Annotated in this window: 23 protein-coding genes and 1 pseudogene; 16 read left to right on the top strand and 8 right to left on the bottom strand. The window is 68.6% G+C overall.

Translation table 11 applies throughout. The annotated features are described in order from the left end of the window. The first annotated feature begins 1 nt into the window (after nucleotide 1). From tdh to ABD817_RS31590, 7 genes are all read left to right on the top strand, one after another. The gene (tdh, locus tag ABD817_RS31620) at nucleotides 2–1030 is read left to right on the top strand and encodes an L-threonine 3-dehydrogenase (RefSeq protein ID WP_344921924.1); all 1029 of its coding nucleotides are present in this window, start codon (nucleotides 2–4) and stop codon (nucleotides 1028–1030) included. A gap of 117 nt (nucleotides 1031–1147) precedes the next feature. Beyond that, the gene (locus ABD817_RS31615) at nucleotides 1148–2320 is read left to right on the top strand and encodes a glycine C-acetyltransferase (protein WP_344921923.1); all 1173 of its coding nucleotides are present in this window, start codon (nucleotides 1148–1150) and stop codon (nucleotides 2318–2320) included. A gap of 245 nt (nucleotides 2321–2565) precedes the next feature. Further along, complete coding sequence (locus tag ABD817_RS31610; RefSeq protein ID WP_344921922.1) at nucleotides 2566–4272, top strand: S1 family peptidase; 1707 nt, start codon at nucleotides 2566–2568, stop codon at nucleotides 4270–4272. Between the two features lie 276 nt (nucleotides 4273–4548). Beyond that, complete coding sequence (locus ABD817_RS31605) at nucleotides 4549–6054, top strand: S1 family peptidase (protein ID WP_344921921.1); 1506 nt, start codon at nucleotides 4549–4551, stop codon at nucleotides 6052–6054. 331 nt (nucleotides 6055–6385) lie between these two features. Further along, nucleotides 6386–7891, top strand: a complete 1506-nt coding sequence (locus ABD817_RS31600; RefSeq protein ID WP_344921920.1) for a S1 family peptidase — start codon at nucleotides 6386–6388, stop codon at nucleotides 7889–7891. Nucleotides 7892–8263: 372 nt separating this feature from the next. Continuing rightward, on the top strand, nucleotides 8264–9217 hold the full coding sequence (locus ABD817_RS31595; RefSeq protein ID WP_344921919.1) for a YVTN family beta-propeller repeat protein: 954 nt from the start codon (nucleotides 8264–8266) through the stop codon (nucleotides 9215–9217). Nucleotides 9218–9325: 108 nt separating this feature from the next. Next, complete coding sequence (locus tag ABD817_RS31590; protein ID WP_344921918.1) at nucleotides 9326–10234, top strand: LysR family transcriptional regulator; 909 nt, start codon at nucleotides 9326–9328, stop codon at nucleotides 10232–10234. A 146-nt stretch (nucleotides 10235–10380) separates the two neighbouring features. Here the strand turns inward: ABD817_RS31590 and ABD817_RS31585 are convergent, their stop codons facing one another. Together ABD817_RS31585 and ABD817_RS31580 are read right to left on the bottom strand one after the other, a co-directional pair. Next, nucleotides 10381–11121, bottom strand: coding sequence for an aspartate/glutamate racemase family protein (locus ABD817_RS31585; protein ID WP_344921917.1), 741 nt, complete (start codon nucleotides 11119–11121; stop codon nucleotides 10381–10383). After that, a complete protein-coding gene (locus tag ABD817_RS31580) occupies nucleotides 11121–12701 on the bottom strand; it encodes an NCS1 family nucleobase:cation symporter-1 (protein ID WP_344921916.1) in 1581 nt (526 codons plus the stop codon). The genes ABD817_RS31585 and ABD817_RS31580 overlap by 1 nt, the downstream gene beginning before the upstream one ends. A 344-nt stretch (nucleotides 12702–13045) precedes the next feature. On the opposite strand from ABD817_RS31580, the gene ABD817_RS31575 reads away from it, so the two are divergent. After that, entirely contained in the window at nucleotides 13046–13666 is a 621-nt protein-coding gene (locus tag ABD817_RS31575) for a helix-turn-helix domain-containing protein (protein ID WP_344921915.1), read from the top strand. Between the two features lie 246 nt (nucleotides 13667–13912). Further along, a complete protein-coding gene (locus ABD817_RS31570; protein ID WP_329086781.1) occupies nucleotides 13913–14287 on the top strand; it encodes a hypothetical protein in 375 nt (124 codons plus the stop codon). A 166-nt stretch (nucleotides 14288–14453) separates the two neighbouring features. Here the strand turns inward: ABD817_RS31570 and ABD817_RS31565 are convergent, their stop codons facing one another. The 3 genes from ABD817_RS31565 to ABD817_RS31555 all read right to left on the bottom strand — a co-directional run bounded on the left by ABD817_RS31565 (nucleotide 14454) and on the right by ABD817_RS31555 (nucleotide 17561). Further along, nucleotides 14454–15524 (bottom strand): TerC family protein, encoded by a 1071-nt coding sequence (locus tag ABD817_RS31565; protein ID WP_344921914.1) that lies wholly within the window; start codon nucleotides 15522–15524, stop codon nucleotides 14454–14456. A 668-nt stretch (nucleotides 15525–16192) separates the two neighbouring features. Next, nucleotides 16193–16930 (bottom strand): SRPBCC family protein, encoded by a 738-nt coding sequence (locus ABD817_RS31560; protein ID WP_344921913.1) that lies wholly within the window; start codon nucleotides 16928–16930, stop codon nucleotides 16193–16195. A 1-nt stretch (nucleotide 16931) separates the two neighbouring features. Then, nucleotides 16932–17561 (bottom strand): ArsR/SmtB family transcription factor, encoded by a 630-nt coding sequence (locus ABD817_RS31555; protein WP_344921912.1) that lies wholly within the window; start codon nucleotides 17559–17561, stop codon nucleotides 16932–16934. A gap of 53 nt (nucleotides 17562–17614) precedes the next feature. On the opposite strand from ABD817_RS31555, the gene ABD817_RS31550 reads away from it, so the two are divergent. Further along, nucleotides 17615–17941, top strand: coding sequence for an ATP-binding protein (locus ABD817_RS31550; protein ID WP_344922104.1), 327 nt, complete (start codon nucleotides 17615–17617; stop codon nucleotides 17939–17941). Nucleotides 17942–17960: 19 nt separating this feature from the next. Here ABD817_RS31550 and ABD817_RS31545 read toward each other — a convergent pair whose 3' ends face one another. Further along, the gene (locus tag ABD817_RS31545) at nucleotides 17961–18497 is read right to left on the bottom strand and encodes a histidine phosphatase family protein (protein WP_344921911.1); all 537 of its coding nucleotides are present in this window, start codon (nucleotides 18495–18497) and stop codon (nucleotides 17961–17963) included. A 102-nt stretch (nucleotides 18498–18599) separates the two neighbouring features. After that, nucleotides 18600–18974, bottom strand: a pseudogene (locus tag ABD817_RS31540) (ATP-binding protein); the annotation flags it as partial. Nucleotides 18975–19478: 504 nt separating this feature from the next. On the opposite strand from ABD817_RS31540, the gene ABD817_RS31535 reads away from it, so the two are divergent. Then, a complete protein-coding gene (locus ABD817_RS31535) occupies nucleotides 19479–20063 on the top strand; it encodes a DUF3995 domain-containing protein (protein ID WP_344921910.1) in 585 nt (194 codons plus the stop codon). A 138-nt stretch (nucleotides 20064–20201) separates the two neighbouring features. Here ABD817_RS31535 and ABD817_RS31530 read toward each other — a convergent pair whose 3' ends face one another. Further along, complete coding sequence (locus ABD817_RS31530; RefSeq protein WP_344921908.1) at nucleotides 20202–20657, bottom strand: ATP-binding protein; 456 nt, start codon at nucleotides 20655–20657, stop codon at nucleotides 20202–20204. A 224-nt stretch (nucleotides 20658–20881) separates the two neighbouring features. Here ABD817_RS31530 and ABD817_RS31525 point away from each other — a divergent pair, with 224 nt between their 5' ends. The 5 genes from ABD817_RS31525 (at nucleotide 20882) to ABD817_RS31505 (ending at nucleotide 23126) form a co-directional block, all read left to right on the top strand. Beyond that, the gene (locus ABD817_RS31525; protein WP_344921907.1) at nucleotides 20882–21718 is read left to right on the top strand and encodes a helix-turn-helix domain-containing protein; all 837 of its coding nucleotides are present in this window, start codon (nucleotides 20882–20884) and stop codon (nucleotides 21716–21718) included. Further along, nucleotides 21706–21918 carry a DUF397 domain-containing protein gene (locus tag ABD817_RS31520; RefSeq protein WP_344921906.1) on the top strand — a complete coding sequence of 71 codons (213 nt, stop codon included), beginning with the start codon at nucleotides 21706–21708 and terminating at the stop codon, nucleotides 21916–21918. The genes ABD817_RS31525 and ABD817_RS31520 overlap by 13 nt, the downstream gene beginning before the upstream one ends. A gap of 29 nt (nucleotides 21919–21947) precedes the next feature. Further along, complete coding sequence (locus ABD817_RS31515; RefSeq protein WP_344921905.1) at nucleotides 21948–22151, top strand: DUF397 domain-containing protein; 204 nt, start codon at nucleotides 21948–21950, stop codon at nucleotides 22149–22151. A gap of 418 nt (nucleotides 22152–22569) precedes the next feature. Further along, on the top strand, nucleotides 22570–22779 hold the full coding sequence (locus ABD817_RS31510; RefSeq protein WP_344921904.1) for a hypothetical protein: 210 nt from the start codon (nucleotides 22570–22572) through the stop codon (nucleotides 22777–22779). Nucleotides 22780–22781: 2 nt separating this feature from the next. Continuing rightward, on the top strand, nucleotides 22782–23126 hold the full coding sequence (locus tag ABD817_RS31505) for a DUF1036 domain-containing protein (protein ID WP_344921903.1): 345 nt from the start codon (nucleotides 22782–22784) through the stop codon (nucleotides 23124–23126). The last annotated feature ends 11 nt before the right edge of the window (nucleotides 23127–23137 follow it).

The following is a 23137-nucleotide window of genomic DNA, read 5'->3' as shown; positions in this document are numbered from 1 at the left end:
CATGAAGGCGCTGGTCAAGGAGAGGGCCGAACCCGGCCTGTGGCTGGCCGACGTACCCGAACCGTCCGTCGGTCCCGGTGAGGTGCTGATCAGGGTGCTGCGCACCGGGATCTGCGGCACGGACCTGCACATCCGGAGTTTCGACGCGTGGGCCCGGCAGACGCTGCGGACGCCGCTCGTCGTCGGTCACGAGTTCTGCGGCGAGGTCGTCGAGGTGGCGCCGGGCGTGGAGGACATCACCCCCGGTGACCTGGTCAGCGGCGAGGGGCACCTGGTCTGCGGCAAGTGCCGCAACTGCATGGCCGGACGGCGGCACCTGTGCCGCAGCACGATCGGGCTGGGGGTGAACCGCGACGGCGCCTTCGCCGAGTACGTGACGCTCCCGGCCTCCAACGTCTGGGTGCACCGGGTCCCGGTCGATCTCGACGTGGCCGCGATCTTCGACCCGTTCGGCAACGCGGTGCACACCGCCCTGACGTTCCCGATGGTCGGCGAGGACGTGCTGATCTCCGGCGCCGGGCCGATCGGGCTGATGGCCGCCGCGGTCGCCACCCACGTGGGCGCCCGCAACGTGGTCGTCACCGACGTCAGCCCGGAACGGCTGGAGCTGGCCCGCAAGCTCGGCGTCACCCTGGCCCTGAACGTCGCGGAGACGCCCGTCCGGGAGGGCATGGACGGGCTGGGCATGCGCGAGGGCTTCGACGTGGGCCTGGAGATGTCCGGCAACCCGAAGGCGCTCCGCGACATGATCGCCTCCATGTCGCACGGCGGGAAGATCGCGATGCTCGGCCTGCCCGCCGAGGAGTTCGCCGTCGACTTCGCGACGATCGTGACCTCGATGATCACCCTCAAGGGCATCTACGGCCGGGAGATGTACGAGACGTGGTACGCCATGTCCGTGCTCCTGGAGAAGGGCCTCGACCTCTCCCCCGTGATCACCGACCGCTTCTCCTACCGCGACTTCGACGCGGCCTTCGACACCGCCGCCGGAGGCAGGACCGGCAAGGTCATCCTGGATTGGACGGCCTGATGCCCGGCCCTCGCCACGACTTCGACGCCGGCTGGACGGCCTGATGTCCGGCTCCCGCCACGACTCCGACGCCGTCCACAGCGGAACCGGCAAGATCACCTCGGATTGGACCGCCTGATGTTCGACAATCTCCGCGACGACTTCCGCACGACCCTGAACGAGATCACCGAGGCCGGGCTGCTCAAGCCCGAGCGGGTCATCACCACCCCGCAGCGCGCCGGGATCGCGGTCGCGGGTGGTGGCGAGGTGCTCAACTTCTGCGCCAACAACTACCTCGGCCTGGCCGACCACCCCGAGGTGGTCGCCGCCGCCCAGGAGGCCCTCGACCGCTGGGGTTTCGGCATGGCGTCGGTCCGCTTCATCTGCGGCACCCAGGAGGTGCACAAGGAGCTGGAGGCGCGGCTGTCGGACTTCCTCGGCCAGGAGGACACCGTCCTGTACAGCTCGTGCTTCGACGCCAACGGCGGCGTGTTCGAGACGCTGCTCGACGACCGCGACGCGGTGATCTCCGACGCCCTCAACCACGCGAGCGTCATCGACGGCATCCGCCTGTCCAAGGCGCGGCGCCTGCGCTACGCCAACCGCGACCTGGCCGAGCTGGAGGCGCGGCTCAAGGAGTCCTCCGGCGCCCGGCGCCGGCTGATCGTCACCGACGGCGTCTTCTCCATGGACGGCTACGTCGCGCCGCTGGACGAGATCTGCGACCTGGCGGAGCGGTACGAGGCCATGGTGATGGTCGACGACTCGCACGCCGTCGGCTTCGTCGGCGAGCACGGCGGGGGCACCCCCGAACTGCACGGCGTGCGCGACCGGGTCGACATCCTCACCGGCACGCTCGGCAAGGCTCTCGGCGGGGCCAGCGGCGGCTACGTGGCGGCGCGCAAGGAGATCTGCGAGCTGCTCCGCCAGCGCTCGCGCCCCTACCTGTTCTCCAACTCCCTCGCCCCGGTGATCGCCGCCGCCTCACTGCGCGTCCTCGACCTGATCAGCGGCTCGGACGAGGCCCGGACGAGGCTGCGCGCCAACACCGAGCGGTTCCGCACCGGCATGACCGAGGCCGGGTTCGAGATCCTGCCCGGTGACCACCCCATCGTCCCGGTGATGATCGGCGACGCCGCCGAGGCCGCCGCGATGGCCGAACGCCTGCTGGAGCTGGGCGTCTACGTGATCGGCTTCTCCTACCCCGTGGTCCCGCACGGCCAGGCCCGCATCCGGGTCCAGCTGTCCGCGGCCCACTCGGCCGAGGACGTCGACCGCGCGCTGAAGGCCTTCGCCACGGCCCGCGGCTGAACGCCCACGGCTGACCCCTCACGGCCGCACGCCCGCTGAACACCTGCGGCCGGGCACGCACGGCCGAACCCACCGGAAATCGTGGTCCGCGTGGCGTATGGCTTCCGTGACCGTGACCGGCATCGGCTGAATTAAGGTTGTGCGTTGCCCACGTAGCATGATCAACCGGTGATGTGCGGCGTTCTCCCCTCTTGCTCAAACAGCTGAGCCTCCTGCTTGGACAGCCGAGGTCGAGGAGAGACCGAATGCCCCGCAGACACGCCGCCATCACGGGATGCGCCCTGGCGATCACCGCCCTCACCGCGACGGCCGCCCCGACCGGCGCCCGGCCTTCGACCACCAACCTCGCGACCACCGCGACCACCGCAACCGCCGTGACCGCCATGACCACCGCGACCGCCGTGACCACTGCAACTGCCGTGACCACCGCGACCACCGCCGCGATGAAGCCCCCGCCGGGAATGCTCACCGCCCTTCAGCGCGACCTCCACCTCACCGCGAAACAGGCACAGGCCCGGCTGCTCAACGAGACCCACCAGGCGGAGGTCGAGGCACAGCTCCGCAGAAGGCTCGGTGACCGTTTCGGTGGCTCGTGGCTTGTCGGAACCGTCGCGGAGACTCTCATGGTGACCACCACCGAACCCGCCGATCTTCCCCATATCGCCGCCGAGGGTGCCCGGGGCAAGGTGGTCGCCCGGTCGCTGCTCCACCTCAAGGCGCTCAGGACGCGGACGGACGACGTCCTGGCCGCTCACCCGCTCGCCGGGGGGCATGTGCGTTACGTCGACGTACGGGCCAACCAGGTCGTCGTCCTGTCCGACAAACCGGCGGCGACCAAGACCGTCCTCAAGGCCGCCGGTATGCAACCGGCCGCGGTGCGCGTGGTGTCCTCCCATGAGCTCCCCCTGCCCCTGTCCGATCTGGTGGACGGCTCCGATCTGGTGGACGGCTCCGATCTGGTGGACGGCTCCGATCTGGTGGACGGCTCCGATCTGGTGGACGGCTCCGATCTGGTGGGGGGCTCCGATTTGGCGGACGGCTCCGATCTGGTGGGGGGCGAGGCTTACTACGTCGGTGCCACGACCCGTTGCTCGGTCGGCTTCCCGGTGGTCCGTGGTCTTCAGAACGGTTTCGTCAGTGCCGGTCACTGTGGCACGGCGGGGATGGCCACCACCGCCGGAACCGGCCGGGTCGCCCAGGGGATCTTCCAGGCGTCGATGTTCCCGCTCCACGACTTCGCCTGGATCGCGGTGAACAAGGACTGGACGCCCAGGCCGGTGGTGAACAGCGGCAGCGGGGCCACCGTGAACATCGCCGGTTCCAGGGTGGCCATCGAGGGGGCGTCGGTCTGCCGGGCCGGTTCCGCCACCGGCTGGCACTGCGGCGTCATCCGGCACCGCAACACCAGCGTCGTCTACAGTCAGGGCACCGTCACCGATCTGACCCGGACCAGCGTCTGCGCCGAGCCCGGCGACTCCGGCGGCTCCTTCATCTCCATCGACCAGGCCCAGGGGGTCACCTCGGGCGGCTTCGGAGATTGCAACTCCGGTGGCACCACCTACTTCCAGCCGGTCAACGAGATCCTCACGACCTACGGCCTGTCCCTGGTGACCATCAACGGTAATCCTCCGCCGCCGAGCACGGGCACCTGCACCGGCTATCCGCACACCGCCGAGGGCACGCTCCCCGCCGGGAAAGCCGCCTATCGGCTGATCGACTACCAGTCGACCGCCGACGGCGTCCACTTCGCCTGCCTGGCAGGTGTCGGTGGCACCGATTTCGACCTCTACCTGCAGAGGAAGGACGGCCAGGAGTGGGTCACCGTCGCCACCGCCGAAGGACCGACCCCCAACGAGAAGATCGACTACACCGGTGCGGCCGGCTACTACCGATACCGCGTGGTCGCCTCCAGCCGCTCCGGCGCCTATCTCCTGGGATACAAGGTGCCGTGATCCGCCCGGCGGCCCTCACCGGAAGCCCGGCGGCCCTCACCGGAAGCCCGGCGGCCCTCACCGGAAGCCCGGCGGCCTTCACCGAAAAACCGGCGCTCTTCGTTGGAAACCCGCTGCTCTTCGCTGGAAATCGTTGTCAGCGTGGCGTTTGGCTTCCGTGACCGTGACCGGCATCTGCTGGATTAAGGTTGTGCGTTGCCCACGTAGCATGATCAACAGTTGGTATGTGGCGTTCTCCCCCTCTTGCCTGGACAGCCGAGGTCGAGGAGAGACCGAATGCCCCGCAGACACGCCGCCATCACGGGATGCCTCCTGGCGATCACCACCCTCACCGCGACGGCCCTCCCGGTCGCCGCCCGGCCCCTGACGGTCGGTGTCGCGGCTACCAAGGCCACGACCACCGCCGTGGTGAAGCCTCCGCCGGGGATGCTCGCCGCCCTTCAGCGCGATCTCCATCTCACCGCGGAGCAGGCCCAGGCCCGGCTGCTCAACGAGACCCGTCTGGCGCCGGTCGAAGCGGAACTCCGCGCGAAGCTCGGTAGCCGTTTCGGCGGTTCCTGGTTCACCGGAACCGTCGCGCAGACCCTCGTGGTGACCACCACCGACCCCGCCGACCTCCCCCAGATCATCGCCGAGGGCGCCCAGGGCGAGGTGGTCACCCGGTCACTCCCGGATCTCCACAGGGCCCTGACTGTCACCAACTCGTCTCTGTCCAATACCGGGGGAAAGGTGCGCTTCATCGATGTGAAGAACAACAGAATCGTCGTCCTCACCTCGGACGCCCTCGCCACCGAGGACGAGATAGAGGCCAGCGGTGTGAGCGGGCGCGTCGTGCAGGCGGTGCAGTCCGACGAGAGCCCGCGACTCCTCGGCAACCTGGTGGGCGGCGACGCCTACTACATCGGCACCGCGTCCCGCTGCTCGGTCGGGTTCTCCGTGACCAAGGGGACCCAGAACGGTTTCGTCAGCGCCGGTCACTGCGGCACGCAGGGCAAGGCCACCTCCGGGTTCAACCGGGTGCCACAGGGGGTCTTCCAGGGGTCGACCTTCCCGGAGGGTGACTTCTCCTGGGTCGCGGTGAACAACGATTGGACACCCAAACCGTGGGTGGGCAACGGCGCGGGTGACGTGGTGAACGTCGCCGGCTCCAGGGCGGCCATCGAGGGCGCGTCGGTCTGCCGGTCCGGTTCCACCACCGGCTGGCACTGCGGCACCATCCTCCAGCTCAACACCAGCGTCGTCTACAGTCAGGGCACCGTCTCCGAGCTGACCCGGACCAACGTCTGCGCCGAACCCGGCGACTCCGGCGGCTCCTTCATCTCCATCGAACAGGCCCAGGGCGTCACCTCGGGCGGCTCCGGAAACTGCGACTCCGGTGGCACCACCTACTTCCAGCCGCTCGGTAAGATCCTCACCACCTACGGCCTGACCCTGCTGACCACCGCCCCTCCCTTCGCCACGGGCGCGAGCACCTGCACCGGCTACCCGCGTACCGCCGAGGGCACGTTGACCGAGGGCAACTCCACCTACCAGCCGCGCGGTCGTCACTACCGCTCGACCGTCGCGGGCGTCCACACTGGCTGCCTGAACTCCAACGACAGCACCGACTTCGACCTCTACCTGCAGAAGTGGACCAGGCCGCGCTGGGTTACCGTCGCCACCTCGGAAAGCCCGAACCCCGACGAGAGCATCACCTACACCGGCACGACCGGCTACTACCGATACCGCGTGGTCGCCTCCAGTGGCTCCGGCCCCTACAGCCTGGGATACAGCACGCCGTGACCGGCCCGAGTCCCACCTCCCGCCACTCCCGCAGACGCAGAAGACCCGGGACGGCAGGAGGCCCCGCACGGCAGGAGGCCCCGCACGGCAGGATGCAGAAGACCCACGACGGCCAAGCACCGGATCGACGGTGGCCCCGGCCGGGCCCCGGGACGCTCCGGCGAGTATCGAGTGAGCATCGCCGGAGTCGCACCCGCGTGGCGTACGGCTTATGCAGCCATGACCGGCAACGGCTGAATTAAGGTTGTGCTGCCCGCATCGCGTGATCAGCCGGTGGTGTGAGGTGCTCTCCCCCCTCTTTCTTGGATAGTCGAGGTCGAGGAGAGACCGAATGCCCCGCAGACACGCCACCATCACGGGATACCTCCTGGCGATCACCGCCCTCACCGTGACGGCCGCCCCGGCCATCGCCCGGCCCCTGACGGCGGATGCCGCGGTCGTGGTGAAACCGCCACCGGGAATGCTCGCCGCCCTTCAGCGCGACCTCCATCTCACCGCGGAGCAGGCCCAGGCCCGGCTGATCAACGAGATCCGTCTGGCGTCGGTCGAGAAGCGGCTCCGCGAGGAACTCGGCGAGAACTTCGGCGGCGCCTGGTTCACCGGAGATCTCGCACAGACCCTCGTGGTGGCCACCACCGACAAGGACGACACTCCCCGGATCGTCGCCGGGGGTGCCCGCGCCGAGATCGTCAGCCGGTCGTTGGGGCAGCTCAACGCGGCCCTCGACACGATCGACGAGGCTCTGTCCGACCACATGGCCGGGCCGGTGCGCTATGTCGACGTGCGGAGCAACCAGGTCGTCGTCCTGTCCAATGTGCCGTCGACGACCCAGAACGTCATCGCGACCAGCGACGTGGACCCGGTCACGGTGCGGGTGGTGTCCTCCATCGAGCGGCCCCAGCTCCTGTCCGACCTGGTGGGCGGCAACGCTTACTACATCGGCACCTCGGAGCGCTGTTCGGTCGGGTTCTCCGTGACCAAGGGGACCCAGAACGGTTTCGTCAGCGCCGGTCACTGCGGTAAGAGGGGCAGCACCACCAGCGGCTTCAACCATGTCGCACAGGGCGTCTTCCAGGGGTCGACCTTCCCGGCCAGTGACCTCGCCTGGGTCGCGGTGAACAACAACTGGACACCCAAACCGTGGGTGGGCAACGGCTCGGGCGGGACGGTGAACGTCTCCGGTTCCAGAGTGGCCATCGAGGGCGCGTCGGTCTGCCGGTCCGGCTCCACCACCGGCTGGCACTGCGGCACCATCCAGCAGCTCAACACCAGCATCACCTATCCTCAGGGCACCGTCGCCGAACTGACCCGGACCAACGTCTGCGCCGAACCCGGCGACTCCGGCGGCTCCTTCATCGCCATCGACCAGGCCCAGGGCGTCACCTCCGGCGGCTCCGGAGACTGTACCTCCGGTGGCGTCACCTACTTCCAGCCGATCGGCGAGATCCTCACCACCTACGGCCTGACCCTGCTGACCACCAGCGGAGCCACCCCACCGCCACCACCTCCGCCGACGGCCCCCGGCACGTGCACCGGCTATTCGCGGACCATCACCGGCACGCTGACCAACGGCCAGTCCGTCTACCAGCCCAACAACCGCTACTACCAGTCGACCGCCGGCGGCCTCCACACCGCCTGCCTGGACGGCGTCGACAGCGCCGACTTCGACCTCCACCTGCAGAAGTGGGACAACCGGAAGTGGGTCACCGTCGCCACCTCCGAAAGCCCCACTCCCGACGAGAAAATCACTTACACCGGCACGGCCGGCTACTACCGATACCGCGTGATCTCCTTCAGCGGTTCCGGCGCCTACACCCTGGGATACAGCGCGCCATAACCCGCGTCCCGGGAAGGCGACCCGGAACATGGACGAAGCAAGGTGGAATCAGGGCGGAGTCCCGCGAGACTCCGCCCTTTCGTCCGTACGAACAGAAACGAGCAGAAACGAAGTACAGTCGTCACCCGCACGCCATAAGGGCGTGAGTCAACCAAGGCCGCCGTCGAGCGATGAGTCGATCAAGCGAATGGCCGCAGGAGTTCAAGTCGGTGCGTCGTTTTCCGGACACAACGTCATACGAGCGTAGAACGGAACCCCATGGCGTCGATGGAGGTTCCGGTGTTTCGGCTTTGGATGAGAAACGCACTTGAGAATCACCGTCGGAAACCATCCGGTCGATTCCAGGTCCGTCCGCCCATAGCCGCGACGTCCATGGCCGTGGTGGCCATCGCGGCGGAGTTGGTGATACCGGCGGCCATGGCCACCCCGGCCGCGGCGACCACGCCACCCGCGAAGTTCATCTACGTGGCCAACACGCAGTCGGACACCGTGTCGGTGATCAACGCCACGACCAACGAGGTCATCACCGCCATCCCCGTCGGACGCAACCCTCTCGAAGTGGCGGTCTCTCCCAGCGGTGCCCGCGCCTACGTGACCAACCAGGGGTCGGACGTCGTGTCGGTGATCAACACCGCGACCAACAAGGTCACCGCCGCCATCCCCGTCAACGACTACCCGCTGGGGATCGCGGTCTCTCCTCGCGGCACCCGCGTCTACGTGGCCAACACGCAGTCGGACATCGTGTCGGTGATCAATACCGCGACCAACAAGGTCATCGCCACCATCCCCGTCGGACACCACCCCTTCAGGGTCGCGGTCTCTCCCAACGGCACCCGCGCCTACGTGACCAACCAGGACTCGGACTCCGTGTCAGTGATCAACACCGTGACCAACAAGGTCATCACCACCGTCCCCGTCGGACGGAACCCCTTCGGGGTCGCGGTCTCTCCCGACGGGGCCCGCGTCTACGTGACCAACCAGGACTCGGACTCCGTATCGGTGATCGACACCGCGACCAACCAGGTCACCACCACCATCCCCGCCGGACGCCACCCCTTCAGGATCGTGATCTCTCCCAACGGCGCCCATGCCTACGTGACCAACCTGGACTCGGACTCCGTGCTGGTGATCGACACCGCGACCAACGCGATCACCACCACCGTCCCGGTCGGACGCAACCCCTTCGGGGTCGCGGTCTCCCGCAGCGGCACCCGCGTTTACGTGACCAACCTGAGCTCGGACTCCGTATCGGTGATCGACACCGCGACCAACGAGGTCATCGCCACCGTCCCCGTCGGCGACGGCCCCTTCGGAGTCGCGGTCTGAAGCCCCGTCCGACGCCCCGGCCCCGGCAGGACAGGCCAGCCCAGCTCGCCAATCGCCTCTGACGAACCTGCGTCGCAGCTCACAGACGACCTCGGCGAGAATGAACGCGTGATAGACACCCGGCGGCTCAGGACCCTGCGTGCGGTGGCCGACCACCGCACGGTCACCGCCGCCGCGGCGGCGCTGCACCTGACCCCCTCGGCGGTCTCCCAGCAGCTCGTCGCCCTGGAACACGAGGTGGGCCACCGGCTGCTCGACCGCGACGGCCGAGGCGTGCGGCTCACCGCCGTCGGACGCATCCTCCTCGACCACGCCAACGAGATCCTCGCCCAGCTGGAGCGGGCCGGGGCCGACATCGCCGCCTACACGGCCGGTACGGCGGGCGAGGTGAAGGTGGCCTCCTTCGCCACCGCGATCGGGCTCGTCGTGGCTCCCGCGGTCGGGGCCCTGCGGGGCAAGGAGCCCGGCATCCGGGTGCGCGTCCTGGACGCCGAGGGCGACCAGAGCCTCACCATGGTCCTGGACGGCGCGGTGGACGCGGCCGTGGCCGTGGAGTATCGCGGGGCTCCGGCCGAGGACGACCGGCGGCTGTCGCGCATCCCCCTCTACTCCGAGCCGTTCGACGTGGTGCTCCCCCGGGGCCACCGCCTCTCCGGGGACGAGGTGACGGTCGCGGACCTGTCGGGCGAGACCTGGATCGGCCCCTACCCGGGCAATCCCTGTCACGACGTGATCGCGCTGGCCTGCGAGCACGCGGGCTTCACCCCCGAGTTCGCCCACTCCTCCGACGACTTCAGCGCGGTGGTCGCGCTGGCCGCCGCCGGGGCCGGGGTGGCGATGGTGCCGCGCCTGGCCCTGCGCGGCACCGACCTGTCCGGCGTGGTGATCCGCCCGGTGCCCGGCCCCGAACGCCGCGTCTTCACCGCCGTACGCCGAGGCGCCGAGCGCCATCCCCTGCTCGTCCCCCTGCTGAACGCCCTCCAGGACACCGCGACGACACTGCGCCCCGCCCCGTGACACGGACGCCCGGTGAGACTCGCCCGATGAGACCGCGGAAGCCTCCGGTGCGCGCGGAACGCCGTGTTGCCCGTCGTCCCCGCCCTTGAGCGCCAGCCCCGGCAGGACGCCCGCGTCCGACACCCCGGCGTCGGTAGCAGGGGATTTCAGACGGAGAAGTCGCGGAGCAGGCCCGTGTACCTCTTGGGGCCCGGAGGGGCGAACTCGCCCCGGGTGCTCGTCCGCAGGCCGAGGGAGACCAGCGACTCGACGAGCTTGGTCGCCACGGCCACGCCGTCGATCACCGGGACGCCGACGGCGCGGGAGACGTCCGCGCAGAACGAGGCCATGCCCGCGCAGCCGAGGACGATCGAGTCACATCCGTCCCGCTCCACGGTCTCGGCGCAGAGAGCGGCCACCACCTTCCGCGCGTCCGAGGACGGGTCGTCCAGCTCCAGTACGGGGATGTCGCAGGCGTGCACCCCCCGGCACGCGCCCGCGAAACCGTACCGGGCGGCGAGGTCCCAGGCCCGGCCCGTGGTCCTGGCGAGGGTCGTCACGACGCTGAAGCTCCGGCCGACCAGGGTGGCGGCGTGCATGGCCGCCTCGGCGATCCCGACCACCGGCCCCGAGGCCAGCTCGCGGGCGGCGTCGAGGCCGGGGTCGCCGAAGCAGGCGATGACGTACCCGTCCGCCCCCGCCACCTCGCCCGCCGCGATCTCCGCCAGCAGGCCCGGCACGGACAGGGCCTCGTCGTAGTGGCTCTCGATCGACTCGGGGCCCATCGCCGGGTTCACGGCCGTGACGACGGTGGACGGTGCCGCGACCGCTCGGGCGCACCGGCCGATGTTCTCGGTCATGGCTCGGGCGGTATTGGGGTTGATCACCCAGATTTCGGTACGGGTCATCAACCGGCCAGGGTCGTGCCGTCCGACACCCGTTCGGCGTCGCGGTCGAGACCGCCGATCCTCGGCGACATCCGCTCCAGCACGGTGAACGCCACGAACCCGAGCCCGCAGCCGACGAACCAGCTGTAGTCGGCGATCCAGGTCACGTCGGCCGTGGTGAGCCCCAGGTCCAGCAGCATCTTCGGCACGAGCACCGACGCGATCGCGGGGACCCCGCTGAGCACCGTCGCCCAGACCGCGTTGGGGTTGTAGCCGCCCCGGAAGAAGTAGCGACCGGCCGGTTCGAGGGTGAACAGGTCGTCCACCCACACCCGCTGGCGGCTCACGATGTAGTAGCCGGAGATCAGGATCCCGAACAGCGGCCCGATCAGGGCACCGAGGATGCCGAGCGTGTAGTGGATGGCGTCCGGGTTGCTGTACCAGTTCCACGGCGTGAGCAGCACGGAGCCGACCGCCGCGATCATGCCGCCGGTCCGCCAGCTGATCTTCTGCGGGTTCACGTTGGAGAAGTCGAACGCCGGGGAGATGAAGTTCGCGACGATGTTGATGCCGATGGTCGCGATGACGAAGGTGAGCCCGCCCAGCAGGATCGCGAACGGCGTGTCGATGCGCTCGACCGTGTGGATGGGGTCGGTGATGAGCTCGCCGAACACGGGCACGGTCGCCGACGCGGTGATCACCGTGAGCAGCGAGAAGAACAGGAAGTTGACCGGCAGCCCGAGAAGGTTGCCCTTCTTCACCGACGCGAACGACCTCCCGTACCGGGAGAAGTCACCGAAGTTCAGCATCGGCCCGGAGAAGTACGAGACGACGAGGGCGATCGCGCTGAGCATGACCGGGATGGACGCGCCGAAGTCGAGGTTCTCGCCCTCGGAGAGGTCGAGGCTGATGTTCTCCCAGCCCGCCTGGCCGACCAGGTAGACGGCGAGCACGACCATGACGACGTACACGGCGGGTCCGGCCCAGTCGATGAACCGCCTGATCGCCTCCATGCCCTTCCAGAACACGGCCGCCTGGGCCACCCAGAGGATGGCGTAGCAGATGTAGCCGAGCGGGGACAGGCCGAGGAAGCCACCCTCGTTCAGCGACGCCGACGCGGGCCAGAACTTGAGGAAGATGATGATGAGCGACTGGGAGGCGAGGTAGGTCTGCACCCCGTACCAGGCGATCGCGATGAGCCCGCGGATGACGGCGGGGATGTTCGCGCCGCGCACCCCGAAGATCGCCCGGTTGATGACCGGGTACGGCACGCCGGTGACCTGGCTCGGCTTGGCGACCAGGTTGCAGAACACGTTCACGATGACGATGCCCGCGAGCAGGGCGAACAGGACCTGCCAGCTCGCCAGCCCGAGGGCGAACAGGCTGCCCGCGGTGACGTAGCCGCCGACGCTGTGCACGTCGGACATCCAGAAGGCGAAGATGTTGTACGAGGACCACGTCTGCTCGCGGAGCGGGGCCAGGTCCTCGTTCGCGAGCCGGGGATCGTATCCGGGCTTGACGAGACCGGCGCCGACGGGCATGCCTGCCGCCTCGACGACGTCGTGTAGTTTCGGCTGGGACGGTGCGCTGTGTTCGGTCATGGTCGGCTTCCGTGGGGGGTACGGTGCGGGAACCGGTGTGTCCCGCGTGGGCGTGCCAGGGCGGAAGGTGCTCGGGATCGACCCGGGTGATCGGCCCGGAGGATCGGCTCGAAGAATCGGCTTCGGAGGATCGGCGAAAATGGCGTGTCGGCGGAGCCGCGGCAACCACTCGAAGCCGTGTGAAGGGCCGCGCGACGGACGGTGTCCGAGGTCGTTACCGGGGCTGTGGCGTGGACTGTTAAGTGGTCACTTAACAGCTGTCGTCAATGTATGCCTTGACACCCGAGCCCTAATTTCGCCCGCGTAAAGGCCTTGTGACAATTGGTGTGGAGGCCGTGACAGCCATGACCCCGGAACCCGGCACGGAGATCGAGGCGATCACGAACGAGCACCTCGGCCGGAGGCTCCGCGAACTGCGGCTCCGGTCGGGGATGTCGCTGCGCGCCCTGGCCCGCGAACTCGGCATCTCGGCCAGCGCGGTCTCCCAGATCGAGCTCGGCACGATGCGGCCGTCCGTCAGCAGGCTCATCGCCTTCGTGTCCGCGATCGGCGTGCCGCTCGCGGCCGTGTTCGACACCTCGGAGGTGGCCGGTGCCGCCCCGGCGGGGCCGGACGCACCCGCCGGCCGGTTCGCCATCCGGCGCTCGTGGGAGGTCGCCCCCATCCGGCTCAGCGGCGGCGTCACCTTCCGCAGGCTCTCGCCCACGCCCTCACCCGACGTCGAGTTCTTCGAGTCGACCTATCCGCCGAACTCGACCTCCAACGCCCACGGCCACTTCCTCAAGCACGAGGGCTACGAGGTCGGGACCGTGACCCGGGGCGAGCTGACCATCGACTTCGAGTCGGAGGTCGTCACCCTCGCCGAGGGCGACTCCATCACCTTCCCGTGCAGCCGCCCCCACATCATCGGCAACCGCTCGGAGACCGTCACCGCCGTCGCGACGTGGCTCATCGTCCACCACTGACCTCCGTACGGCCACCGGGCCCGGCTCGCCCCGCGCCCATCCGGAGACCAGAACGGTTCATGGGGGGCAGCACATCCTTCGGTGAAGGTCTCCCCTCGGCTGAATCGCCCGAGGAAGCGGCGATCACCCGAAAAACATGCTTTATCGTGACATTTCGGACCACGGACTCGGAGTGAGGGATCCCCCGGTTCACCGGCCGCCGTCGGGCCGCGCCGTACGGGATCGGGCCGACCTATCCTGGGAGGGGTGGAAGAGAACCGGGCACGACGCATCGTTGACGCGCTGCGCGATCGTGGCATAGACGGGCATTTGGCAAGGGTCGGCGTGTACCAGTTCGGGATACGCGTGTCGCTGCCCGACGGGCGTGAGGCGGAGTGGGACACCGACGGCACCGCGGGCCTCGAAGCCCAGGTGATGCGCAACGGGATGCTGGTCGGTTTCGTCCCCGTCATCGAGGGGTCCGAGGACTTCGACGAGCAGCAGGTCCTCGACGCCATCGCGCGGACCGACTACGACCAGCCCATCGCGCGGCAGCGCGCGCAGGCACCACCACCCGCCGAGCCCCTGCCCCGCATCGGCGGCGTCTTCCGCCGCTTCTTCGACGGCTTCCGCTACCGGTAACAGCGACCTGACGGTCGCTTCTTCGACGGCTTCCGCTACCGCTGACGGTCGCTTCCTCGACGGTTTCCGCCATCGGTGACGGCGACCTCGGCCGCACCCGCCACAAGCCGGTGCCACACGAGGGTGCGCCGTCACCGCGCCTTCCGAGAAGGTCCCGTCTGTGATGTCAGGGTGTCGGCCGCGAGCGGGTTTCGCGTTCCGCGGGGGAGAACTCGCGTTCGGCGGGTGGGGAGGTGGGCTTCGCGTCGCGGCGGTTGGCGTGCACGCTCGTGATCGTGACGGTGAGCAGGACGGCGATGATGAACCCCAGTGAGGCCAGGGTGGGGATTTCCGGGATCCATGTCCAGATGCCGTGTGCCCAGTGCAGGACGAGTTTGATCCCGATGAAGGCCAGGATGAGGCTGAGCCCGTGGTTGAGGTGGCGCAGCTTCGTCAGGACGCCCATGAGCACGAAGTAGAGCGCCCTTAGACCCAGCAGGGCGAAGGCGTTGGTGGCGAAGACGATGAAGGGGTCCTCGGTCACGCCATAGACGGCGGGCACCGAGTCGACGGCGAAGACGATGTCGGTGGCGAAGACGGCCACGATGGCCAGGGCCAGCGGGGTCAGGGCGCGGCGGCCGTTGTGGCGGACGGTCAGGCGGGAGCCGTGGTAGTCGTCGGTGACCGGCATGAAGCGCCGCAGCAGCCGGACCGAGCGCATGGCGGAGATGTCGACCTTCTGGTCCTCCCCGCTGAGTGCGTCCTTGAGGATTTTCCAGGCGGTGATGATCAGGATTCCGCCGAAGAGCAGGAACGCCCAGGTGCCGCTTTGCAGGACGGCCGCCCCCAGGGCGATGAAGATCGCGCGTAGCACCAGCGCGCCGACGATGCCGTACAGCAGGACTCGCTGGGCCAGTGCGGCCGGGACCGCGAAGGCCGACAGCAGCAGCATGAACACGAACAGGTTGTCCACCGACAGTGACTTCTCCACCACGTAGCCGGTGAAGAACTCCGTCGCCACGCCGGATCCGAAGGCCCCCCACACGTAGACGCCGAAGATCAGCGGCAGTGCCAGGTAGAAGATCGACCAGCCCACCGCCTCGCGCATCCGCACCTCGTGCGGGCGCCGGGTCACCGCGAAGTCCACGGCCAGCAGTAACAGCAGGCCGGCCACGGTGATCGTCCACAGTTGCGGTGAACCGATCGTTTCAAGATCGGCTGTTGACAGAGCTGATGACAGGACTGTCTCAGCGGGCATGAACCCTCCTCGAACGCGCTCGGCTGTTCGAGGTCTCCTTCGCCCGTGCCCACGGGCGGCCGTCCGGGGACGTTGCGAAACGTCCGTACTGACCGGATCGGCTCTTGGGAAGTACTCCCCTCGTGGTCCTAGGTTAGACCGGCCCACGGGTGGCCCTCTACCCCGGGGATATTTGACTGGGGCCCGAGCCGCGCGAATAGTGGAATCAGCACGGAGGGGAGTACCCACCGTCCGACACCCCGATCGTCAGCACGGTCCCCGTACGCAGGGGGCCCGGCGGGGTGGCCTCCGGGGGATCCGGGGGTGTGGGAAGACCTTCGTCCTCGTCGTCACGTGATCATCGCGAGGTCGGAGGAGGACTCGATGTCGATCACCGCGCTTCTCGAAATCCTGCTGGGCGTCCTGCTGACGATCTCCGCGATCGCCACCGTCGCCGTGCTGTGGCCGGGCAGGCCACGGCCCCGGCCACCGTCCCCCCTCGACCCGCCCCCTCGATGCCGTCCGCCGGTGACCGGCAGGAGGCGCCGCCCAGGCGCGGCGGGCCGAAGTCGCCGACCACACCGTACGTCCGCCGCCCGCCGCCCCTCGATGAAAGGGCGGCGGGCGGCGGCTCAGGCGGACGCCTCTTCGAGGACCCGTGCCTGGACTGCGGCGGAGGCCCTAGCGGTTCAGGCGTAGACGGACGCGAGCCACGCGCCCCAGGTCCGCTCGGCGTCGGCCTGGTCGATGTCGGCGAAGATGTGGTGGCCGGTCATGATCACGCCGCCGCCCCCGACGAACCGCAGCAGCGCGTCGTCGGTCCGCACCCCCAGGAAGCCGGGGGCGAACACCGTGTCGACCACGCCGTCGACGGTCTGGCCATCGACCGTGAAGTGCACCTTGTCACCCTCCTTGACCTGCTCGGTCAGGCCCACGGCGCGGGTGAGACCGGCCCAGACCAGCTCCTCGTCGGACTGCTGCGGGCCGAACGCGGCGACCGGCACGGCGGTGCGGCCCGGGAAGTGCTCCAGGTAACGTGCGAGGGTCTGCAGGTAGAGCGGGTTGCCCTTGCGGAGCGCGTCGTACTCCGCCTCCCAGTCGCCGGTCAGGATGCCGCTGTGCACGAACCGCAGCACGGTGCCGCCGCCGTCACGGCCCTCGACGAGATATTCGAACGCCATGAACGCGCCGTCCTCGGCGGGCTCCGAGCGGTAGCCGAACCGGTGCGGCGGCTCCCAGGCGGTGACTGTGGACTCACCGGTGTAGTTGGGCATCACCATGGACGCCTTGCCGCCCTCGCGGGGCTCGATCTCGTTCTTGCCCATGAACCACGAGTCGACGCCGGGGCCGGTCGCGATCGCCTCCCAGACCTGCTCGGGGGTGGCCTGGAGGTCGACGTCGTGGGTGAGACGGAATTCGTGCGACATATCAGGACTCCTTGGTGTCATTGCCGCCCGCGTCGATCTGCGGTGCGGTGTCCGAGCGCAGGCTCGGGTGGATGGCGATGATGACCCGGTGGTCACGGCCACCGGGGGTGTGTTCGTCGTGATAGCGGCTCGCCAGCGTGGTGATCGTCGCGGTCAGCTCCCGGGTGAACGCGGCACGGTCGGTGGCCGAGGCGAACCGGACGCTGCCGTCGAGCGCGAACGTCGTGGCCGCCCTGCCGACGCGGGCGGCGCCGCCGAGCAGCGCGCCCACCTCGGTGACCAGCCGGGCGGCGATGGCCAGCAGCCAGCGTACGGAGAGCCGGTCGGGTGAGCGGGCCGGGTCGGGCTGGAGCGCGGAGAGCGCCGACGGCGAGATCACGAACGACGCGGCGACGGCCCGCAGCACCCGTTCGGTGACGTTGCCCCTGCGCCGCTCCTCGACCAGCTTCACCAGGCCGTGGGCCTGGAGGATCTTCAGGTGGTAGTTCACCTTCTGCCGGGGCATCCCGATGATCGCCGCCAGGCTGGTCGCCGAGTGCGGCTCCACCAGCAGCGCCAGCAGCCGCGCCCGGATCGGGTCGAGCGCCGCCTCGGCGGCCCCGGCCTCTTCGATCACCCCGACTTCGAACATACCCCGACGATACTTGCCGACGACTTCTACTGTCAATACAAAAAAAATTGTCGGTGCGACCGGGCGGTGCACCGGCGCGCGACCGCTGGGCAACCTCTGGGGCGACACAATCGCTGGGGCGACGACCCGCTGAACTCGCCCGCCGTGGCGCTGAGCTACTGTTTCAGATGCTCACCGAACGCGAGGAGAGAACCGGCGTCGCCATCGCCTCCAACGAGAGCTTCTCCGGCTGGACCAAGGCTTTCACCGACCCGCGTCTGTGCTCGGCCATCGCCGACCGGCTGGCCTTCGGCGGCAACGTCGTCGAGACCGGCACCGAGTCCTACCGCCTGGCCCAGGCCCGCGCCCGCGTCACCGCACAACATCTCGCGACCGGTTGATCCGCGGTTCGGTTGCCCATCAGGCCAGTCGGTACTCCCATCCCTCGCGCCAGCCGAAGTCGGCATCCACCAGCTCTTCCAAGGACACGCTGTTGATGAGGTGGTCGAACGCCCACCGTGTCGCGACGTGGCCGATCACCAGGACCCGCGTATCGGACCAGCGCAAGGACAGGTCACCAAGGAAGCGGCCCACACGATGCACCGCCTGCCGCCAGCTCTCTCCCCCCGGATAGGGCTTGTCGAGGTGCTCGGACCTGCTTCGGTGCAGCTGAATCGCGAGCATGCCGTTGTTGTCACCGTAATCGCACTCCCGAAGCCGCCAGTCATGCAGGATCGGAATGTCGGTGTCGGCGAATGCCAGGGAGGCGGTCTCGACCGCCCGGGTGAGATCGGAGGTGAAAACGGCGGCCAGGCCGTCTTCTCGCCGTCGCTCGCCCAGTTCCACGGCCAGGTGCCGTCCTCGCTCGGACAGGCGTCCGGGCAACCATCCGGTGGCGACCCCTCGATCGTTGTCCTGGCTCCACGAATGCGTCTCGAAAACGATCTCTGTCGGCATGACGTCACGCTAACGCTGCTCTTGACGCATCTCCTCGTTCTTCTCTCAAAGCGGATAGTCATCACTCGGCAGGGCGCAGAAGGCACGGCGCCTTCTGTCCTGCTAAGCGGTCCCGTCGTTGGATTCGTGGTGGTGGGGTGGGTTGGCGGGGAGGTCGCACCATACGATTCGACCTGGTCCTGGGTTTCGGGAGCGGTGGCCCCAGTTTCCTTCCGACAGGGCGCTGACGATCGTGAGGCCCCGGCCGCCCTCTGTCAGGAAGAGGGCCGGGTCCGGGCGGACGTGCGGGTCCTCGGCGGTCAGGCCAGCGTCCGCGACCTCGACGCGCAGCAGGCCGTCGTACGTCACCAGCCGCAGGACCAGCGGGGCGGCACCCGGCCCGGCGACCCCCTGCCGGGCGTGCCGGACCGCGTTGGTCACGAGCTCCGACACGGCCAGCCGCGCGTTCTCGTAGGCGGGATGATCCTCCCCGAGCCATTTGCGGACTTCTACACCTACCTGTTGCCACGCGGCCCGATGGGCTGACCACCGCCGCGCTCGGCGAACCGCGGTGGCGCATCGGCGCCTCCACTGCCACCGGCATCGCCCTCATCACCCCGCACGAGGCGTGCCGCCACATGGCCGCCGGCGACGACAGCGCCACCGATCTTCTGACCACCTGGGCGCGCGAGTGGCACGAACGGGGCGAGCCTGGCCTTGACCAGATGCGGGCCGTCCTTCACCCGGCCCAAGGAGGCTGGGCTGTCCGGGTTGTCTCACCTGAATCCGGCGACGCCTGAGCAGGCGAATCCGTGACCCGGGAGACTTTCCATCTCCCGGTACGTCTGACCGTACCCGCTCTCTGCTTCAGGACGTACGACTCTGTGCGCGATACGAGTCACGTACTGTGCCGCTCGTCTCCGACACTTCCGGTCCTGGGCGGTATCTCGCACAGCGGAGGCGTTCGCCTCTCCCCTTGATGGCTGGGGCAGAATCACGGCCATGAATCTGCGTCTTGGCACCACGAGCCACCCCGCCAGATGGCTTGGGTACGCCGCTGCCGTGTGGGGGTTCGTGTTCGCCGTTCCAAGCTTCTATTGGGCGATGGGCGGTTTGGCCGGGACCGCGTCCACGATCTCACCGTCACTGGTCAAGCTGGCGCAGGAGCAGAACCCCGGCTTCCTCGCGGTGTTGTGGGTGACCGGCGTGCTCAAGGTCGTCGGCGGGCTGCTGGGCCTGGCTCTGGTGCGCCGCCGCGCCTGGGGGCGTGGCGTGGAATGCCTCCTGCAGCTGATGGCGTGGGGCGCGGGGGTACTTCTCGTCTGGCATGGAGCGCTGTTCGTCGGGCAGGGACTGCTCGTCCAGGCGCACGTCATCGAGCTCGCCCCGGAGATGCTGTCGATCAGCCGCTGGTACACCTACCTGTGGGGACCGTGGTTCGTGTGCGGCGGGATCGCCTTCATCGTGGCCGCACGCGCTCGTTTGAGTACGATGGCCGACCGCCGGGGTGCCACGATCGCGGGCATGGTCGGCGGACTCGGCGCGCTGGCCCTGTCCGCCGCGTCCCTGATAGCAGGAATTGGATAATCCGTCTGGGATCGCCCACGGTACAACTCGGTCCCTACGACCGATCTCCGCTGTCGCGCACCGACTCGTCACTCATCTGGACCTCATCGGCCGTCACCCAACCGAACGGCACACCACCGCCGGTACGACCAGATCATCCTAAGCGGTCCCGTCGCCGGATTCGTGGTGGTGGGGTGGGTTGGCGGGGAGGTCGCACCATACGATTCGGCCTGGTCCCGGCTCTCGGGAGCGGTGGCCCCAGTTTCCTTCCGACAGGGCGCTGACGATCGTGAGGCCCCGGCCGCCCTCTGTCAGGAAGAGGGCCGGGTCCGGGCGGACGTGCGGGTCCTCGACGGTCAGGCCCGCGTCCGCGACCTCGACGCGCAGCAGGCCGTCGTACGTCACCAGCCGCAGGACCAGCGGGTGGGCGCCCGGACCGGCGACTCCCTGCCGGGCGTGCCGGACCGCGTTGGTCACCAGCTCCGATACGGCCAGCCGCGCGTTCTCGTAGGCGGGATGATCCTCCCCGAGCCATTTGCGGACTTCGTCGCGCGCCCGTGAGGCGGATTCGGGATTGCCGGGCAGACATATCTCGCTAAAGATCTCCGGGGTCATTGGCTCGCCCCCCCCCCGGCCGAATTCGACCGGTTCTCCGTCTCGCCCAGGCCATTGGCCGAGGCACCGCCGTGTCTTTGACGTGGCTCTCACACGGTCGCAAACGGCCGGGAAACCGGAACGGAGAATCGTGTTCGCGATGTGTTCACAATCGCGGGAACCCTCTCGCGCAACAGTACGAACACCCAGGACAATGGACCGAACACAACGGGAGGAGCCCGGAAATGAACGTCCCCCTGGAACCGGATCCATACGTGTCCCCGCGCATTCAGTTCGGTACAGAGCTACGCAAATTCCGACTTTTGGCGGGATTTACTCAGCAGAAACTCTGCATCCCGCTCCACGTCTCGGTCAGCCACCTGAGCATGATCGAGAACGGCCACCGGGCGCCGACCGTGGAGCTGGCGCGCGGGGCGGACCACCTCCTCAACACGGGGTCGGCGCTCACAGCCCTACTCGACCGCCTGAACCGCGCCGCGACCCAGCTTCCCCTCTGGTTCCGCCCCTGGCTGGAGTTCGAACGCGAGGCGGAGGCCCTGCGCATGTGGGAGCCGCTGATGGTTCCCGGCCTCCTCCAGACCGAGGACTACGCGCGAGCCATCCTGAGCCGCGAACCCGGCGTCGACGACGAGCAGATCGAAGAAAGCGTTACGGCCAGAATGGACCGGCAGAACATCCTGAAACGGTCGATGCCCCCCATGCTCTGGATCGTCCTGGACGAGGGCGTTCTCCACCGGCCCATCGCCAGCCCGGAAGTGATGAGGGGCCAGTTCGAGCACCTTCTTGAGGCCGGGGAAAATCTGCGCGTCTCCCTCCAGATTCTCCCCTACAAGGCGCACAGCGTGGTCGGCCTGCTGGGCGGTTTCGTCGTCGCGGAGATGTCGAGAAGCGCGGCCCCCGTGGCCTACATCGACTCCCAGAGCACCGAGGATCGAGTAACCGATCGGCCGGAGGAGGTGAAAGGGCTAGCATTCAGGCACGACGTGATCCGGGCGGATGCTCTGTCCCGGCACGATTCACTCGGCATGATCAAGGAGACGATACGGGGATGGAAGACCTGACCCAGGAACTCGGCAACGCCCAGTGGCGCAAGTCCACCCTGTCGGGAAGCGACGGGAGCAACTGCGTCGAGGTCGCGAGCCTGTCCGGTGGGCACCGAGGCGTCCGCGACAGCAAGGACCGCAACGGCCCCGCCCTCATCCTCACCCCACACCAGTGGACCGCCTTCCTCACCACCCTGAAGAACGGCGACCTCACCTGACCTCACACCATCATCCGGGAGAAGACGACATGCCTCAGGAACTTCGCAACGCCCAGTGGCGCAAGTCCACCCTGTCGGGAAGCGACGGGAGCAACTGCGTCGAGGTCGCGAGCCTGTCCGGTGGGCACCGAGGCGTCCGCGACAGCAAGGACCGCAACGGCCCCGCCCTCATCCTCACCCCACACCAGTGGACCGCCTTCCTCACCACCCCGAAGAACGGCGACCTCACCTAGACGATCGGCCTCCGCGCCCGGCCGCTCGGATGACCCCGGTGATGACCCCGGTTTCGCCGGGGCGATGAAGCACGTCCGGAGCACCGGCCTCTTCCCGGCCCAGGATCCCGGACCCCGATGACGACGTTCCCCCGTGCCCCGTGCCGGGGGCGTCCGCCGATCCGAGAAGGGCGCCCCCGCAGGCGAAACCCGGCAGGCCCCGAGGGCGCCGACCCGCAGGCCCGAGGGCGCAGATCCGCAGGCCCCGTTCACCCGCGTCGCGCGATGATCTTCCACGCCGGGCCCGCCGTCGCATCGAGACCATCCCGTCGCCCGCTTCACGTGCTTGGAAATGAAAACGATTCTTTACATGGCCTTGGAGGTGACTGTATGTTGTCAAGCAATCACTCTGCGGACTCGACGAATGTAGGTGAACCACATGCCGGACAACGGCACTGAACGCCCTCCCGATCCCCGGGTGGCGTTCGCGGGCGCGACGGAGGCCGACACGGGCGAGACGAACGAGCGGCCCGGGGCGGCCGACCGCGCCGCCGTCGTCGCGAAGACCGACGACCACCTGCCACCCCTCGCCGACGAGCCGATCGACGACAGGCCCCTCGCCATGCGGTTCACGGAGCCGGAGGAGTAGAGATGCAGCTGCACTTCCGCAACCGCTACACCTCCAAGGTGTGGGTCGCGGTCATGTTCTACAGCCCCGACGGCTGCCGCGACTACGGCCAGTGGGGCACCCGGGGCTGGTGGCCCATCGATCCCGGCGGTGAGGCGTTCGTCCTCAACACCGACAACCGCTACGCCGCCTATTACGCCGAAGCGGCCAACGGAGCCGTCTGGACCGGCCCTTACGGCCCGATATACGTCTATCAGAACGCTTTCGACTCCTGCATCAACATCGGCAGCACCTCCGCCAGGCTCGTCGGCACCCGCCTGGTCGACCTGAACGGCTATTCGAGTTACTACGTGAATCTCACTTCCTGACGCGCTCCCCC

Source organism: Streptosporangium oxazolinicum (assembly GCF_039537505.1).
Taxonomy (GTDB): Bacteria; Actinomycetota; Actinomycetes; order Streptosporangiales; family Streptosporangiaceae; genus Streptosporangium; species Streptosporangium oxazolinicum.
The sequence above is the reverse complement of the archived record's forward strand: the minus strand, read 5'-3'. Positions and strand labels throughout refer to the sequence as shown.